This is a genomic window from Corynebacterium sp. CCUG 65737 (assembly GCF_024454115.1).
Lineage (GTDB): Bacteria > Actinomycetota > Actinomycetes > Mycobacteriales > Mycobacteriaceae > Corynebacterium > Corynebacterium genitalium.
This window is the reverse complement of record NZ_JAGPZB010000004.1, coordinates 1-15,164: the sequence shown is the minus strand read 5'-3', so window position 1 is coordinate 15,164 and position 15,164 is coordinate 1. Positions and strand designations below refer to the sequence as shown.

At 62.9% G+C, this 15,164-nt stretch carries 15 protein-coding genes; 1 reads left to right on the top strand and 14 read right to left on the bottom strand.

Annotated features, from left to right (window positions below; translation table 11 throughout):
* Positions 1-2: 2 nt before the first annotated feature.
* From secD to KBX17_RS04275, 14 genes are all read right to left on the bottom strand, one after another.
* A complete protein-coding gene (gene secD / locus KBX17_RS04340; protein ID WP_255997548.1) occupies positions 3-2,168 on the bottom strand; it encodes a protein translocase subunit SecD in 2,166 nt (721 codons plus the stop codon).
* A gap of 73 nt (positions 2,169-2,241) precedes the next feature.
* The gene (gene yajC, locus KBX17_RS04335) at positions 2,242-2,607 is read right to left on the bottom strand and encodes a preprotein translocase subunit YajC (protein WP_005289919.1); all 366 of its coding nucleotides are present in this window, start codon (positions 2,605-2,607) and stop codon (positions 2,242-2,244) included.
* Positions 2,608-2,632: 25 nt separating this feature from the next.
* On the bottom strand, positions 2,633-3,709 hold the full coding sequence (ruvB, locus tag KBX17_RS04330) for a Holliday junction branch migration DNA helicase RuvB (protein WP_005289918.1): 1,077 nt from the start codon (positions 3,707-3,709) through the stop codon (positions 2,633-2,635).
* Positions 3,710-4,333 carry a Holliday junction branch migration protein RuvA gene (gene ruvA / locus KBX17_RS04325; protein ID WP_256003579.1) on the bottom strand — a complete coding sequence of 208 codons (624 nt, stop codon included), beginning with the start codon at positions 4,331-4,333 and terminating at the stop codon, positions 3,710-3,712. It abuts the gene before it with no gap.
* Positions 4,334-4,340: 7 nt separating this feature from the next.
* Positions 4,341-4,886 carry a crossover junction endodeoxyribonuclease RuvC gene (ruvC, locus tag KBX17_RS04320; protein WP_005289914.1) on the bottom strand — a complete coding sequence of 182 codons (546 nt, stop codon included), beginning with the start codon at positions 4,884-4,886 and terminating at the stop codon, positions 4,341-4,343.
* A gap of 95 nt (positions 4,887-4,981) precedes the next feature.
* Complete coding sequence (locus tag KBX17_RS04315) at positions 4,982-5,737, bottom strand: YebC/PmpR family DNA-binding transcriptional regulator (protein WP_256003572.1); 756 nt, start codon at positions 5,735-5,737, stop codon at positions 4,982-4,984.
* A 67-nt stretch (positions 5,738-5,804) separates the two neighbouring features.
* The gene (gene tesB / locus KBX17_RS04310) at positions 5,805-6,653 is read right to left on the bottom strand and encodes an acyl-CoA thioesterase II (RefSeq protein WP_005289909.1); all 849 of its coding nucleotides are present in this window, start codon (positions 6,651-6,653) and stop codon (positions 5,805-5,807) included.
* Positions 6,654-6,664: 11 nt separating this feature from the next.
* Complete coding sequence (locus KBX17_RS04305; RefSeq protein ID WP_256003570.1) at positions 6,665-7,144, bottom strand: hypothetical protein; 480 nt, start codon at positions 7,142-7,144, stop codon at positions 6,665-6,667.
* Positions 7,132-8,229, bottom strand: a complete 1,098-nt coding sequence (locus KBX17_RS04300) for a glycosyltransferase family 4 protein (RefSeq protein ID WP_256003568.1) — start codon at positions 8,227-8,229, stop codon at positions 7,132-7,134. Before KBX17_RS04300 ends, KBX17_RS04305 begins: the two co-directional genes overlap by 13 nt.
* Positions 8,230-8,236: 7 nt before the next feature.
* Entirely contained in the window at positions 8,237-9,154 is a 918-nt protein-coding gene (locus KBX17_RS04295) for a phosphatidylinositol mannoside acyltransferase (RefSeq protein WP_256003567.1), read from the bottom strand.
* Positions 9,147-9,800 (bottom strand): phosphatidylinositol phosphate synthase, encoded by a 654-nt coding sequence (gene pgsA / locus KBX17_RS04290; protein ID WP_256018653.1) that lies wholly within the window; start codon positions 9,798-9,800, stop codon positions 9,147-9,149. Before pgsA ends, KBX17_RS04295 begins: the two co-directional genes overlap by 8 nt.
* Positions 9,793-10,392 carry an HIT domain-containing protein gene (locus tag KBX17_RS04285; protein ID WP_256003564.1) on the bottom strand — a complete coding sequence of 200 codons (600 nt, stop codon included), beginning with the start codon at positions 10,390-10,392 and terminating at the stop codon, positions 9,793-9,795. The genes pgsA and KBX17_RS04285 overlap by 8 nt, the downstream gene beginning before the upstream one ends.
* Positions 10,349-12,400 (bottom strand): threonine--tRNA ligase, encoded by a 2,052-nt coding sequence (gene thrS / locus KBX17_RS04280; protein WP_370687581.1) that lies wholly within the window; start codon positions 12,398-12,400, stop codon positions 10,349-10,351. Before thrS ends, KBX17_RS04285 begins: the two co-directional genes overlap by 44 nt.
* A 121-nt stretch (positions 12,401-12,521) precedes the next feature.
* On the bottom strand, positions 12,522-13,271 hold the full coding sequence (locus tag KBX17_RS04275; RefSeq protein WP_256003561.1) for a copper resistance CopC family protein: 750 nt from the start codon (positions 13,269-13,271) through the stop codon (positions 12,522-12,524).
* 180 nt (positions 13,272-13,451) lie between these two features.
* On the opposite strand from KBX17_RS04275, the gene KBX17_RS04270 reads away from it, so the two are divergent.
* Positions 13,452-14,915, top strand: coding sequence for an MFS transporter (locus KBX17_RS04270; protein ID WP_256003559.1), 1,464 nt, complete (start codon positions 13,452-13,454; stop codon positions 14,913-14,915).
* Positions 14,916-15,164 lie beyond the last annotated feature (249 nt).

Below are 15,164 nucleotides of genomic sequence, written 5' to 3'. Positions count from 1 at the left end.
GGTTACTTCTCCTCTTCGTTGCCGGCGGTAAAGCGCGTGCTGCCGCGCGTAGCATCGGTGCGGATGGAGGCCGGTGCGGTACTGGGATCAGAGTCGCTGACCGGGACTCCGGTCGTGTCCTGGGATGTTTCGACGATCTTGAGATCGCTGTCTTCCAGGTCCTCGTTGGCTCCTGCGGTCACCGGAGCACCGGCGCCGACGAGTGCCGGCTGCTTTGCCCGGCGCACGGACTTCCTCGGGTTGGCATTCTTGGATTTCGCTGCCTCGAACGCTTTGCCCATACCGTTGACGGACGGCTTGGCCCAGAACGGGTTGCGGGACGCGAGAATCATCAGCGGTGCAGTGACCAGGAAGGTCACCAACAGGTCGAAGATCGTGGTCAGACCCATGGTGAAGGCGAATCCCTTGACCTCACCGACAGCGAGGATGTAAATCACCACGGCACCAATGAGCGTGACGATGTTACCGGTGACAATAGTGTCCTTCGCACGATCCCAGCCATTGAGGGTTGCAGAACGCAAAGTTCTACCGCGGCGGACCTCATCCTTGATGCGTTCGTAGAGGACCACGAAGGAGTCGGCGGTGGTACCGATACCGATGACCAAACCGGCCACACCCGACAGGTCGAGCGTGTAGCCGATCCAGCGCCCCAGCAGCACGAGGGCGCCGTACACCAAGGCGCCAGCGGCGAACAGGGTGAACAGTGAGATCACACCGAACAGGCGGTAGTAGTAGAAAACGTAGGCGGCCACAAGCAACAGGCCGACGAGACCTGCGATGATGCCTGCGTTGAGGGAGGCGACACCCAGTGACGGCGGAACCGTCATTGCAGTTCCACCCGGTTCGCCGTTCTCACCGGCAAACGACAGCGGCAATGCACCGTAGCGCAGGTTGTTCGCCAGAGTTTCAGCTTCCTCCTCGGTGAACTGCCCGGTGATGGAGGTCGCGGAACCGACTGGCGTCGGCGACTGAATCTGCGGGGCCGAGATGACCTGCGAGTCGAGCGTGATGGCGACCTGTTGGCCCACCATGGCACCAGTCAGTTCAGCCCAGGTGGACGAGCCGTTGAACTCACCGTCCTGTTTGAAGGCGAAGTTGATCTCCATCTGGCCTGTCTGCGGGTTGAACCCGCCCGTGATCGGACGGTTGGTGTCAATCTCGCTACCGGTCAGGCGCGGTCCCTCGGGATCTTCCACGCCCTGCAGCAGTGGAACGGCCTCGAGCAGCATCGGTTGGCCGCCGCTGGAATCGCAGGCCACCAGGGGCTTGGTCGGATCGTCGGTACCCGCCAGCGGATCGGCCGGGACAGTGCCATCTTCGCCCTTCGGCGTGCACAGAGCCTGCATGAGGATGGTGGCGGCCTGCAGCTTCGTCGGGTCATCAGACTGACGGTCCTCGCGGAGCATCTCCGTAGTCTCCTGGCGGAAGTCAGACGCCTCGAGGGTGTTGTCCGGTTCCGGCTTCGGCTGAGCGGTGATCTCCGGGGCCTCGATCGGCTCTGGCAGTTCCATCCCTTCCGGGACCTCTTCGCCCTGCTCTTCTTGAGCCTTCTTCATGGCCTCGATCTGCTCATTCATGCCGTCAGCGAACTGCTTGACGGTAGTCTCCGCCTCCTCCGGGGTGAGTACGCGGTATTCGACCCAGCGGTTGGCCATCTCACCGAAAACGTCCGGGAACGCTTCCTGATCGATCATCGGGCTTTGCTGGCCGACCGGGCGGAACAGCAGCTGGGAGGTTTGGCCGATGTTGCGTACTTCGGAGGTGTCCTCACCAGCGACCGTGATCACCAAGGTGTTGCCGTCGACGACAACAGATGCGTCGGACACGCCCATACCGTTGACGCGGTTCTCCAAAATGGTGCGGGCCTGATCGAGCTGCTCCTGCGTGGGTTGCTCGCCCTGAGGCACCAGTGTGACACGGGTACCTCCCTGCAGGTCGATACCCAGCTTCGGAGAAGCCGTCCTATCCCCAGTGAAGAACACTAGGGCGTAGGTAGCCACGACAATGAGCGCGAACAGCGCCAGCGCACGTGCCGGCCACGCCCGTTTCGATCCCCCCTCGCGGGAGGATCGTTTCTTGGAAGTCTTCGAAGTCACGTACGTGCTCTCCTCATAACCTGCTGCGTCAACCCCGCCGTGCTCCGCAAGCCATGGTCGGCCCCGGGGCATGGCGGGGAAAAATCTTCAAAAGGTGATCGTACGGCATGGACCCGGATTTGAATAAGCCGGTTCCGGCCGGGTGCTACGGGCGCGGATCCTGCTCCGGGTCCACGTAGCCCTCGGGGTGCTCACCATCGTCAGCACTAAAACCGTCAGCACTACCGGCATTCTCAGCGCCCGGCTGCACTGTTTCATCGTCGATAATCTTCATCACACCGGCGCGGTCCATGGTCACGACAGCGCCCGGGGCGAGTTCCACTTCCACAGTTTGCTCGGTGCCGCCGACAATCTCTCCGTAGAAACCGGAGACAGTGAGGATGCGATCGCCCGGCTTCGCAGACGCCTGCAGTTGTTTGGCCTCAGCGATGCGTTTGCGGTTCACCCGCGACATCACAATCATGGGCAGCGCGAACAGGGCGAAAACAAGAAGCAGAAGAATTAAATCCATGGCTCCTCATTGTGGCATAGCTCAGTCAGTACAAATGGAGCTGTCCCGGCGCTTCCGGCGGCGGTGTCATTCCAAGGTGGTGCCAGGCCGAGGCAGTAGCCACACGCCCACGTCCTGTGCGCGCCATTAACCCAGCGCGAACAAGGTACGGTTCGCAGACCTCTTCAACTGTCGACGGTTCCTCCCCGACCGCAATCGCCAACGTGGACACGCCCACCGGGCCACCCCCATGAGACTTGATCAAAGTCTCCAGCACGGCCCGGTCAAGGCGATCGAGTCCGAGCTCGTCGACGTCGAAAACCTCGAGAGCTTGTTGGGCCGCCTCGACCGTGACGCGGCCGTCGCCGTTGACCTCAGCCCAGTCGCGCACGCGGCGCAGAAGACGGTTGGCAATACGGGGTGTGCCGCGCGAGCGGGAGCCGATCTCCACCGCGGCGTCGCGGTCGATGTCCACCCCGAGGATCGATGCCGCACGTGTGATCACCCGGGTCAAGTCGTCTACGTCGTAGAACTCCATCTGCGCAGTGAACCCGAAGCGGTCGCGCAGCGGCCCGGTGAGCATGCCCGCTCGCGTGGTGGCGCCCACGAGGGTGAACGGCGGAATATCCAGCGGGATCGATGTTGCTCCCGGCCCTTTGCCGACGATGACGTCAATGCGGAAATCCTCCATTGCCATGTAGAGCATTTCTTCGGCGGGCCGGGCGATGCGGTGAATCTCGTCGATGAAGAGCACGTCGCCTTCCATGAGGTTCGACAACATCGCCGCCAGATCGCCCGCACGCTCCAGCGCGGGACCAGACGTCATGCGTAGCGACGTCCCCAGCTCCTGCGCAACAATCATCGCCATCGTCGTTTTACCCAGGCCGGGCGGGCCGGACAGCAGAATGTGGTCGGGAACGACATTGCGCTTCTTCGCGCCTTCGAGCACGAGACCGAGCTGCTGGCGGACTTTCGGCTGACCGATGAACTCATCAATCGACTTCGGGCGCAGTGCTTTCTCGAAGTCGCGTTCCTCGGTGTGCTCAGTGGCGTCGATAGGCGAATTGACCTGGCGCGCGAGCTCCGGCGGAAGTTCGAACTCAGTCTTTTCCACATCCGACATTTACTTCTTCCCCAATCTGTTCAGCGCAGCGCGCAGCAAGACAGAAGATTCAGCACCGTCGTTCTCTGCCGCGACAGCATCGACAGCAGCCCGCGCGCTCTTCTCCGGGAAGCCCAGTCCGACAAGAGCTTCCACGACCTGCTCCGTCGCGAACGAGCTTCCGCTTATCGGCGGCACCTCCCCAGCGCCCTGCGGCGCCTCCGATTGAGCTGCCCCCGGGTAGAGCCCCTGGAGCTTGTCCTTGAGCTCGAGCACCATGCGGTCAGCCATCTTCTTGCCCACACCCGGAATCGACTGGATCGTCTTCGCGTCCCCGGAAGTGATGTGGGCGGCCAACTCACCTGGGGTGAAGACAGACAAAGCGGCGATGGCCAGTTTGGGTCCGAGCCCCGAGACTGCGGTGAGTCGATGAAACATGCTGCGCGCGTCATCGTCAGTGAACCCGTAGAGCGTCATGTCGTCTTCGCGGACCACCAAAGTGGTCAGCACACGGGTGGTCTCCCCGCGGACTAGACGGGCCAGCGTCGGCGGCGGGGCCAGGAAACGGTACCCCACCCCAGCGCATTCGATGACCGCGTGGTCCAAGCCGATGGAGATGACCTCGCCGTTGAGCGAATCGATCATGGGTTCACTACGCCTTTCCTGTGGTGGAGTTCAAAGCCAACGCTGCGGCGTTGCCGCGCGCGAGCAACGGGGCGCGCCAGCAATGGCACACAGCGATTGCTAGCGCGTCAGCGGCGTCGGCTGGTTTCGGTGGCGCGCCCAGCCCGAGGATGCGGGTGATCATGGACGTCATCTGCTTCTTGTCCGCGCGCCCGTTTCCCGAGACAGCCTTCTTGACCTCGGACGGGGTGTACATGTGCACGGGGATGTCGCGCTTCGCCGCCGCCAGCACCATCACGCCCACCGCATGGGCGGTATGCATGACTGTGGAGACGTTGCCGCGTTCGAAAATGCGCTCCATGGCGATCACGTCCGGCTGGTAGTCGTCGATCCACTCTTCCACCGCCTGCGACAGACGCAGCAGACGGTGCGCCAGTTCAGCATCGGAGGGGGTGCGCACAACACCCACCGCCACAGGAATGACCTGGCGTCCCTTCCCAGCCTGAATGACAGACAGGCCGCACCGGGTCAAGCCCGGGTCAATGCCCATCACACGCAGGCCTTCGAGGTTCATCGCTCCCCTTGTCCACCCCGACCTTCGGAGTCACACATTTGTTCTACCACACGGTGTGGACACAACCGGGAACCGACGTACTCTGCTTACTCTGCTTACTCTGCGGCCAGAGCTTGCGCCACCTCGTCGGAAAGCGTCATGTTGGTGTAGACGTTCTGGACATCGTCGGAGTCCTCCAACGCGTCGATAAGCTTCTCCAGCTTCTTCGCGCCATCGAGATCCAGATCGACCTCGACCGAAGAGCGGAAGTCTTGCTCGGTCTCCTCGACCTCAATGCCAGCTTCCTGCAGTGCGTCGCGCACGGCGTGCAGGTCACTTGCCTCGGAGACGACCTCGAAAGACTCACCCAGGTCGTTGACTTCCTCGGCACCAGCCTCAAGCACTGCCAGAAGGACATCGTCCTCAGTCAGCTCGCCCTTGGTCACGGTGTTCACGCCTTTGCGGGCGAACATGTAGGCCACAGAACCGGACTCTCCCAGGTTGCCGCCGTTCTTCGTCATGGCGGTGCGGACCTCAGTGGCCGCACGGTTGCGGTTGTCCGTCAGGCACTGAATCAACATGGCCACGCCGTTGGGCCCGTAGCCCTCGTACGTGATGTCTTCCCAGTCGGAACCGCCAGCTTCTTCGCCGGAACCGCGCTTGCGTGCACGCTCAATGTTGTCGCCGGGAACGGAGGCCTTCTTGGCCTTCTTGATCATGTCGTCCAAGGTCGGGTTGCCCGCCGGGTCACCACCGCCAGTGCGTGCCGCGACCTCAATGTCCTTGATCAGCTTCGCCCACAGCTTGGAGCGCTTCGCGTCGTTAGCCGCCTTCTTGTGCTTCGTGGTTGCCCACTTTGAGTGGCCTGCCATGTGCCTCTCCCCTCTACGCGGTGATGAAGTGTCGGCTGTTCAGTATACGGAGGGGTGCCACAGCCACTTACTTGAAGGCCGGTTTGCCTTCCTCCAGTGTCCGCGTGAGCCCTTCCTGCACAACCATTGCTACTAGGTTGCCTTCCCGGTCGAAGATGCGGCCCTGGGTCAACGCGCGGCCAGCGTGCGCTGACGGTGAGACTTGGTCGTAGAGCATCCACTCGTCGGCGCGGAAAGGACGCAAGAACCACATCGCGTGGTCCAGCGACGCCATTTGCACATGCGCATCACGGTGCGGAACCAGCGCGGAGTGCAACAACGTCAGGTCCGACATATAGGCCAGGGTGCAGATGTGGAATGTTTGGTCGTCGGGAAGCTCCTTCTTGGAGCGGAACCACACGACTTGCTGGCTGGGCGTGTACTTGTTGTGGTCGAACTCGTCCTCGGGCACGATGCGCACGTCCCAGTCCTTCGCCCACAGCTTGAAGAATTTCAGCGGGCCGTCCACCTGCTCCAGCGGAACCACGTTCTCCGGGTCCGGGACGGTGCGCATCGTGTCGGAGTGCTCAATGCCGTCATTGTCGGTGACGTGGAAGCTGGCCTCCATGTGGAAGATGGCCTTGCCGTCCTGGATTGCGCGCACAACACGGGTGGCAAAGCTGCGGCCGTCACGCACCCGCTCAACAACGAAGATGGTGTCCTTGTCGGACTGGCCGGGCCGGACAAAGTACCCATGCAGGGAATGAACGATCTTGTCGTCCTCCACTGTTTTCGTGGCCGCGGACAAGCACTGCGCGGCGACCTGTCCACCGTAGGTGCGCTGCAGACCGGTGAATACGCCCGTGCCGCGGAAGATGTCGGAGTCCAGCTGCTCCAGATTCAGGATCTCATCAATGGTGGGTACTACGAAGTCCATGAACAAACACCTTAGCCCGAGTGAACCTCTCTCGGAGGCTGCGGGCAAAATTCCGGCATTGGTGCTGTACCGGCCAACCGCAGCGCTCTCACCCCCGGTTTGAGGCGCACGGCGCGCGCCGCTGACACAGCATCGTTGTACAAGCGCAGCGCTAAACCCACGCGTTCGTCGGCGCGCGCGAGTTCCGCCGCCTGCACCCGGGACGACAGGGTGGGTAGCTGGTCGAGCACGCGCCTTTCCGCCAGAAGCCGGTCATGAAACTGTGCTGGGGCAAACCCGATGCTCTCCGCCTCCCGGGCTGCAGGCGCAAGCGGCGGGCACAGGGCGGCGACAACCGCCATGCGGCGGTCCAGAGCTGCCCCTAAGCCGTCATGCGCGCGGTCGAGACGGATGTGGAGCCGGTCGAGACGGCGGGCCGTGAGCACTGCCCACAGGGACACAATCGCTAGGACAGCAACAATCACGCACACAACCGCGATCAATGGTTCCACGATTGCCCTCCCATCACGGTTTCATACACTTCCATCACCTCGCGGGAGACGACATCCCAGTCGTAGCGAAGAGCGCGGGCCTGCCCGGCGCGGGCCAGCTGTACGCGCGCCGATGGGTCTTGGATGAGTCCGGCAAGGGTGGCGGCAAGAGCATCAGAGTCCCCCACCGGGAAGAGAAGGCCCGCTGGGGTGTCAGATTCTGTGTCGCAGACGGCAGCGAACGCTTCAATGCCGCTGGCAACAACAGCACACCCTGCAGCCATTGCTTCCACGAGGACGATGCCGAAGGACTCCCCACCGGTGTTCGGTGCGACATAGATGTCCGCCTCCCCGAGGATCTGCGCTTTCTCCTCCTCGGTGACCCGTCCAGCGAAGTCGACACCGGGAACCTCGCGGTGGGTGCCTCCCCCGACGACGGTGACGCGGAAGTCGCAGTTCACCATGGCCCGCAACCTCGCAACCGCATCGAGGAAAACGTCCAGCCCTTTGCGGGGTTCGTCGAGACGCCCAAGAAAGACAATGTTCACTGGGCCGCTGTCACTGTGTCGCTGCGCGTCACGGAACCGTGCGCTCTCCACCCCGTTGGGGATGAGCAACGGGTCCCCACCAAGCTGCTCCACTTGCCAACGGCGGGACATCTCGCTGACGGAAATCCCCGCGTCGATTTTCTCCAGTGCGGGCCGCAGGAACGGCCTGGCGAGTTTCAATAAGGTCGATGACACCGCCGACGCGTGGTACGTCGCCACCACCGGGCCGCGTGCCACGATGAGCGCGGCGAGGGAGTAGCTGGGGGCGTTCGGCTCATGCAGGTGAAGGACGTCGAAGTCCCCGGCGCGAAGGAAGTCCCGCACGACCCGGAAGGTCTTCGGCCCGAACGCGATGCGCGCCACCGAGCCGTTGTAGCTCAGCGGCACAGTGCCCCCACCGAGCGTCACGTAGTCCGGCACTTCTGACGGGTCCGTCCCCGGCCCGAGCACAGCGACCTCGTGCCCCTGGCTGATGAACACCTCTGCGAGGTCGAGAATGTGCGCCTGCACCCCGCCGGGGTGGTCGAAGGAATACGGGCACACCATGCCAATTCGCATTCCGGCCTCACTCCCCGTACGTGCGAGGCTTGCGGGTTTTCTTGTCGGCAAGAAAGACCGGCTGCAGCGCATGCCAGTCCTGGGGGTGGGCGGCGATGTTCGCGGCGAAAAGATCCGCCACGCGCTGCGTTGTCTCCTCGACGGTGGTCACCTCCACCCCCGGGGAGCCCGAAAGCCCCCAGCGCGGATCACGGTCCGTACCCATGAACCATGAGTGCGCCACATGCAGCCCGGCGCCGGTCTCCAAAGCGAGCTTCGCCGGGCCTGCCGGGAACGTCGCCTGCTCACCGAAGAAGGACACGGGCACACCCCGCGGCGTCATGTCGCGCTCCCCCATAAGGCACACCACCCCGCCGGCAGCCAGTACCTCTTTCATCTGCTGGTACGGCGGCACCTTTTCCCCTGTGGCGGCGAGAACGTTGAATCCGAGTTGCTGCCGGTAGTCCACGAATGCGTCGAAAAGCACTTCGGGCTTGAGCCTTTCTGCGACGGTGGTGAAGCCGCCGTAGCGCTGCACGAACCACATGCCCGCCATGTCCCAGTTCCCGGAATGCGGCAGCGTGAGAATGAGGCCTTTGCCGCGCGCGAGGGTGGCATCGACGTACTCGCGGCCAGTGACGTCTTCGTCAAGCCGCGCCATGAGTGCCTCATTCCCCGCGATCGCCGGCAAGCGGAACGCTTCGCGCCAATAGCGCGCGTACGAGCGTATCGACGCCCGCACCAACTCCCGCGTCACATTCTCCGCCCCCACAACCCTGGTGAGATTGCGGCGCAGCATCTCCGGCCCCGTGCCCTTGCCGGAAGCGTAATCCGCACCCGCGTTGAACACCGCGACTGCCAGAGGATCCGGCATGCGGCGCACGAGTTTCCACCCGGCGATGTAACCCGCGGCGCTGAGCTTTTCGCCGATGCTCTCTTTAGACATTGGCTGCCTCCGGAGTGCCGGCGGGCGCGGCAATGCGCTGCTGCGCGCGGGGATCGCGGGAGGCTATGATCAACCGCTGCACCACCGTGAACACGGAGCCAACCATGAGCAGCCATAGCGCGCATTCAATCGCGTGCGGTACACCAAGCCCCTCTAAGAACAGTCCGACCAGCGACACGATGAGCCGCTCGGGGCGTTCCACCAAGCCACCGTCGACTTTCAAACCGCCCGCTTCCGCGCGCGCCTTGATGTAGCTAATGGTTTGCGAGAGCACGAGGACAGTAAGGGCAACGACGATATGCGCCGGGTGCGCCTGGTCGACGTAGATGAGCCAGAGGCAGATGGCGCCGAACAGTGCGCCGTCGGTAAGCCTGTCGCAACTCGCGTCCAACGTCGCGCCAAACGCGGTACCGCCTCCGCGCAGACGCGCCATCGTGCCGTCGACCATGTCGAAGGCGGAGAAGAACGCGATGAGTACCGCCGCCCACACCAACTGATCCGCAGGAATGAGCACGACGGTGACGGCGATCGCGGCAAGCGTTCCCAGCAGCGTCACGGCGTTGGGACTCAGGCCCATGCGCAGAAGAAGCTTTGCGACGGGCTCAGCCACCGGCGCCGCCGTCTTCCTCCCATGCACACTAAGCACGGGCGTCCTCATCGCAGATTTCGGCCCACGCCTCCGCAAGCAGTGCGCGCGTGTCCTTGAGCAGCTGCGGCAACACTTTGGTGCCACCGATGACGGTCATGAAATTCGAGTCCCCTGCCCACCGAGGTACGACATGGAGATGCAGGTGGTCACCGACCGAACCACCGGAGGCCTTGCCTAGGTTGAGTCCGACATTGATCGCCTCCGGCTGGGACACGCGCTTAAGGGTGCGCACCGCCAACTTGGCGAAGACAGCCATCTCCGCCGTCTCCTCTTCCGACAGCTCCTCAAGATCCGCAATCTTGCGGTACGGCACGACCATGAGGTGCCCGGCGTTGTACGGGTACAGGTTGAGCAGCGCGTACACCGTCTCCCCGCGGGCGATGATCAGCCCGTCCTCATCCGATTCCTCCGGGGCAGCTAGGAAGGGGTCTTCGTGTCGCTTCTGCTGGCCAGGGATCTTCGAGATGTAGTTCGAGCGGTACGGTGCCCACAGGCGCGTGAGCCGGTCCGGCTCGCCCACGCCCTGGTCGACGTACGCTTGGCCGTTATTGTCGCTGTGCCTCAATGGACACCTCGTTCGGCTGCTCATTGTTGTGGCTGTCTACCCACTGGCTGATCAGCTCGATCGCCTCATCCACGGGCACACCGTTGACCTGGCTGCCGTCGAGGAAACGGAAGCTCACCGCGTCCGCCTCCACATCGCGCGCGCCGGCGAGCAGCATGAACGGCACCTTGCCGGTGGTGTGGTTGCGGATCTTCTTCTGCATGCGGTCATCCGAGTGGTCCACACTCGCGCGAATGCCGCGTTTACGCAGCTTGTCAGTGACGGCATCCAAGTGCGGCGCGAACTCGTCTGCCACCGGGATGCCCACCACCTGGCGCGGTGCCAACCAGGCGGGGAACGCGCCGGCGTAGTGCTCTAGGAGCACGCCGAAGAAGCGCTCGATAGAACCGAACAGGGCGCGGTGAATCATCACCGGGCGCTGCTTGGTGCCATCGGAGCTCGTGTACTCCAAGTTGAAGCGGTCCGGCAGGTTGAAGTCCAGCTGAACGGTGGACATCTGCCAGGTGCGGCCGATCGCATCGCGCGCCTGCACCGAAATCTTCGGACCGTAGAAGGCAGCACCCGCCGGGTCCGGCACCAGCTCTAGGCCCGACTTGGTAGCCACGGACTCCAGGATGTTCGTCGAACGCTCCCAGATGTCGTCGTCGCCGATGTACTTCTCCGAATCCTTCGTCGAAAGCTCCAGGTAGAAGTCATCCAGGCCGTAGTCCTGCAGCAGGGAAATGATGAACCCGAGGACGTCAGTCAGCTCTTGCTCCAGCTGGTCCTCAGTGCAGTAGATGTGCGCGTCGTCCTGCGTGAAGCCGCGGGCACGGGTCAGGCCGTGCACCACGCCGGACTTCTCATAGCGGTAGACGGTGCCGAACTCGAATAGGCGCAGCGGCAGCTCGCGGTAGGACCGCCCGCGGGAGTCGAAGATGAGGTTGTGGAACGGGCAGTTCATCGGCTTGGCGTAGTAGTCCACCGGTTGCTTGACGCAGTTGCCGTCCTCATCCCACTCACCGTCGAGCTGCATTGGCGGGAACATGCCGTCGGCGTACCAGTCCAGGTGACCAGACTGCTGGAACAGGTCACCCTTGGTCACGTGCGGGGTGTTGACAAACGAGTAGCCCGCCTCCAGGTGGCGCTTGCGGGAGTGGTTTTCCATCTCCATGCGCACAATGCCGCCGTCCGGGTGGAAGACCGGCAGACCGGAGCCGACCTCGTCCGGGAAGGAGAACAGATCCATCTCGGCACCGAGGCGGCGGTGGTCGCGCTTCTCCGCCTCCTCCAGCATGTGCTGGTACTCCTCGAGCTTCTCCTTGGTTTCCCAGGCAGTGCCGTAGATGCGCTGCAGACCGGCGTTGGACTGGTCGCCGCGCCAATAGGCTGCCGACGAACGGGTCAACGCAAAGGCTGGAATGTACTTCGTGGTGGGCACGTGGGGGCCGCGGCACAGGTCGTGCCAGACGACCTCGTCGGTACGCGGGTTGACGTTGTCGTAGTGGGTCAGGTCACCGGCACCAACTTCAGTGGCCTCGTCAGAATTCGGATCGACCGAGCCCTTGTCCTGGATCAGTTCAAGCTTGTACGGCTCGTTCTTCAGGTCTTCCGCTGCTTCCTCGGTCGAGGCGTAGACACCACGGACGAATTTCTGGCCCTGTTTGATGATCTTCTTCATCCGCTTTTCCAGCGTCTTCAGATCCTCAGGAGTGAACGGCTCCTTAACGTCGAAGTCGTAGTAGAAGCCGTCGTTAATCGCGGGGCCGATACCCAACTTCGCGTCGGGGAATTCCTCCTGGACAGCCTGCGCCAGCACGTGCGCGCAGGAGTGGCGGATGACGCTGCGACCCAGTTCCGTGTTAGCCGCTACCGGCATGAAGGTTGCAGTTTCCTCGGGCACATGGGAAAGGTCCTTGAGAGTGCCTTCCTCATCCTGGACGACCACAATGGCGTCTTCACCCTTATTCGGTAGGTTCAACTCCCGCATTGCCGCCCCGACCGGGGTACCGGCAGGAACCTCGAAAGGCTCGAAAGCTGGGGCTGGGGACATCCCGCTCGACATATCTGTTTCAGCGCTCCTTTGCGCTCGCGCACCGGCGGCATACCTGGCCGCTGGCACTGGTCTTGGTGCTTCGCGTGTGCGATCTTACCCCGGGCCGATCACAGACCTGCTAGTTGCGCGGATCTACACCGTCTTCTCCGTCGGTTTCACGCTCGGCGGTGCCGGCTCCCTGGGTGCCTTCCCCTGCCGTGTAGCCGGCTCCGGTGTGGCCGGAGCGGTTGTACTGGTTGCCTTCTTTTGCTTCGTTGTAGTCCAAGTCGCGGATCCGCTTATCCGCTTTCTTATGTTGTTGGCGCTTGCCCATCGCAGCAATGCCCACACCACCGAGCAGCAGGACACCCATGAGTAGCCACAGCCAGGTGTAGCCCCCGTCGGTCACCTCATCGGAGTTCTGCGATGTCTCGTCAGACCCCACTTCAGAAGAGTCCTCCTGGTGCACGGTCGCGTCTTCGGTTTCCTGGGCAGCCTGCATTCCGTCGGGGGCATAGGTGAACGAAGTCATGCCCTTTGTCGCGTGCCCGTCGGAGGACGTGATCTGGAAGCCGATCCGGTAGTCGCCCGGCTCTGGGTTCAGACCGTCCGGCACATCGATGCTCACGTTGCGGCCGTCTATCTCAGGCTCGCCGCTGAACAGTACCTCGTCGTCGGAGATGCGCGACAGCGCGAAAGTGTTGAAGTCCGGTTTCGGATTCCCGGAAAACTCGAGCGTCAATTCCTCGGGGAACTCCGTCACCGTTTCCTCAATGCCCGGTGTCGCGCCGACCACTGAGTCGTGAGCGTGCGCCAACGGCGTGGCCGCCAATGCGAGTGCGGGTGCGGCAACGATGAGCGCCATACTGCGGCGGCGCAATCCAGCCATGGGAGTCTCCTTAGCGTCTTAACGTCTCTGCTGCGAAACTGCGAATCTGCGAAACTGCGAACAGTCAGGGTCATATCCAGGCTAACTGCTGTTGCAGTAGAACTGGACAAAGCGCCCACAAGCTCCGGGTGGTTCGGGGCTCGACTTGCCCGACGCGGTTTCGCGGGGTAGGTTAACCGGGTGTCCCGCGATCGTGTCCCCACCGCAAGTAGTTGGCCGTTTTTCACGGTCATCTCCCTCGGCTTGGTCATGGTCGCGCTGGATAACTCGATCCTGTACACCGCGCTTCCAGCGCTGAACGCGCAGCTCGGCGCCACTCCGCTGGAATCGCTGTGGATCATCAACGCCTATCCCCTTCTCATCACCGGACTGTTGCTGGGGACGGGCACGCTTGGCGACAAGATCGGCCACAAAAGAATGTTCCTCATCGGCCTAGTCATCTTCGGTCTCGCCTCGCTCGCTGCCGCATTCGCCCCCTCCGCGTGGGCGCTTGTCGCGGCGCGTGCGGTGCTCGGCACCGGGGCTGCTGCGATGATGCCGGCAACACTGGCGTTGATCAACCAGATCTTCATCGAGGAGCACGAGCGCAACGTCGCCATCGGCATCTGGGCGTCGACAGCAATCATCGGCGCAGCTGCCGGCCCGCTTGTCGGCGGTCTCCTGCTCGAGTTCTTCTGGTGGGGCTCCGTCTTCCTCATCAATGTCCCCATCGTCGCCGTTGCACTCGCCGGTACAGTCCTCCTCGGCCCGCCGAATAAGGCCAACCCCGCCAAACATTGGGACTTCATCAGCTCGGCCTACGCCCTGTTGGCGTTGTCGGGCCTGACCATGACCATCAAGGAAGCCACCCGCACCGGGTCCGGAAACGCGCTTCTCATCGGTGCTGTGATCGCAACAGTCGTTGGAGCTGTCGCTTTCCATCAGCGGCAGAAGCGTCTCGACGACCCCCTTCTCACCTTCGACATCTTCCGCAGCCGCATCTTCGCCGGCGGCGTCCTCGCAGCGACGGGCGGCATGTTCGTTCTCATCGGCATGGAGATGACTTCCACCCAACGCCTTCAGCTTGTCGACGGCTTCTCCCCCTTCCACGCCGGCCTCTCCATCGCCGCAGTCGCACTGGTGGCATTCCCGTTCTCCATTGCAGGCGGGGCGTTGCTCGATCGGATCGGGTTCCTCAGCATCATTGGCTCCGGCTTTCTCGCCAACGCCCTCGGTGCCGTCATGTCCTGGTGGGGATCCCAATCGGACAGTTTCCCGCTCTTCCTCGCCGGCTTTCTTATCCTGGGTGCGGGCTCGAGCTTCATCATGTCGGTGTCCTCCATCGCCATCATCGGTGCTGCCCCGCTGGAGCGCTCCGGCATGGCCGCCGGCGTTGAGGAAGTCTCTTACGAGTTCGGCACACTCATTACCGTCGCCATCACTGGCTCCATTTTGCCTGCCGTCTACGCGTCCAACCTGCCGCCCGAGCTTGCTAGCGCCGGCATGGACGCCATGTTCAACCCCACCACCAACCCGCTCGCCTCTCCTGCGTACACCCACGCGCACGAGGTGGTCATTCTCTTTGTCGCCACAGCCGCCGCCCTCTTCGGAGTCGCTACGGCATGGTGCTTCCGCGGGAATCCGAAGTCTGCAGTGCCGCGCTAGACCGGCCGGCCCGCCGCTTCCCGATTGACTAGTTCTCAACGACTAGATCGTTGCTTTCTCGGCCCAAATCCGAACGATCTAGCTGTTTGGATCTAGCTAATCGCACCGCGCCCCCCTTCGGCCTTATCTATGGCCTCAACGTTCTGCGTCACTCTGGGGTTAAGGGTCAAAAGAGGATGCGGACGTTTTTTGGACAGTTTCAATCTCACGCTACATTGACTTTTCGGTATTCGGCAATGCTCAAACCAT

What these genes read in the sequence shown, in the direction of transcription:
- secD (WP_255997548.1), bottom strand. Translation starts at nt 2,168, where the DNA reads ATGCCCCGGGGCCGACCATGGCTTGCGGAGCACGGCGGGGTTGACGCA.
- yajC (WP_005289919.1), bottom strand. Translation starts at nt 2,607, where the DNA reads ATGGATTTAATTCTTCTGCTTCTTGTTTTCGCCCTGTTCGCGCTGCCC.
- ruvB (WP_005289918.1), bottom strand. Translation starts at nt 3,709, where the DNA reads ATGTCGGATGTGGAAAAGACTGAGTTCGAACTTCCGCCGGAGCTCGCG.
- ruvA (WP_256003579.1), bottom strand. Translation starts at nt 4,333, where the DNA reads ATGATCGATTCGCTCAACGGCGAGGTCATCTCCATCGGCTTGGACCAC.
- ruvC (WP_005289914.1), bottom strand. Translation starts at nt 4,886, where the DNA reads ATGAACCTCGAAGGCCTGCGTGTGATGGGCATTGACCCGGGCTTGACC.
- KBX17_RS04315 (WP_256003572.1), bottom strand. Translation starts at nt 5,737, where the DNA reads ATGGCAGGCCACTCAAAGTGGGCAACCACGAAGCACAAGAAGGCGGCT.
- tesB (WP_005289909.1), bottom strand. Translation starts at nt 6,653, where the DNA reads ATGGACTTCGTAGTACCCACCATTGATGAGATCCTGAATCTGGAGCAG.
- KBX17_RS04300 (WP_256003568.1), bottom strand. Translation starts at nt 8,229, where the DNA reads ATGCGAATTGGCATGGTGTGCCCGTATTCCTTCGACCACCCCGGCGGG.
- KBX17_RS04295 (WP_256003567.1), bottom strand. Translation starts at nt 9,154, where the DNA reads ATGTCTAAAGAGAGCATCGGCGAAAAGCTCAGCGCCGCGGGTTACATC.
- KBX17_RS04285 (WP_256003564.1), bottom strand. Translation starts at nt 10,392, where the DNA reads ATGAGCAGCCGAACGAGGTGTCCATTGAGGCACAGCGACAATAACGGC.
- thrS (WP_370687581.1), bottom strand. Translation starts at nt 12,400, where the DNA reads ATGTCCCCAGCCCCAGCTTTCGAGCCTTTCGAGGTTCCTGCCGGTACC.
- KBX17_RS04275 (WP_256003561.1), bottom strand. Translation starts at nt 13,271, where the DNA reads ATGGCTGGATTGCGCCGCCGCAGTATGGCGCTCATCGTTGCCGCACCC.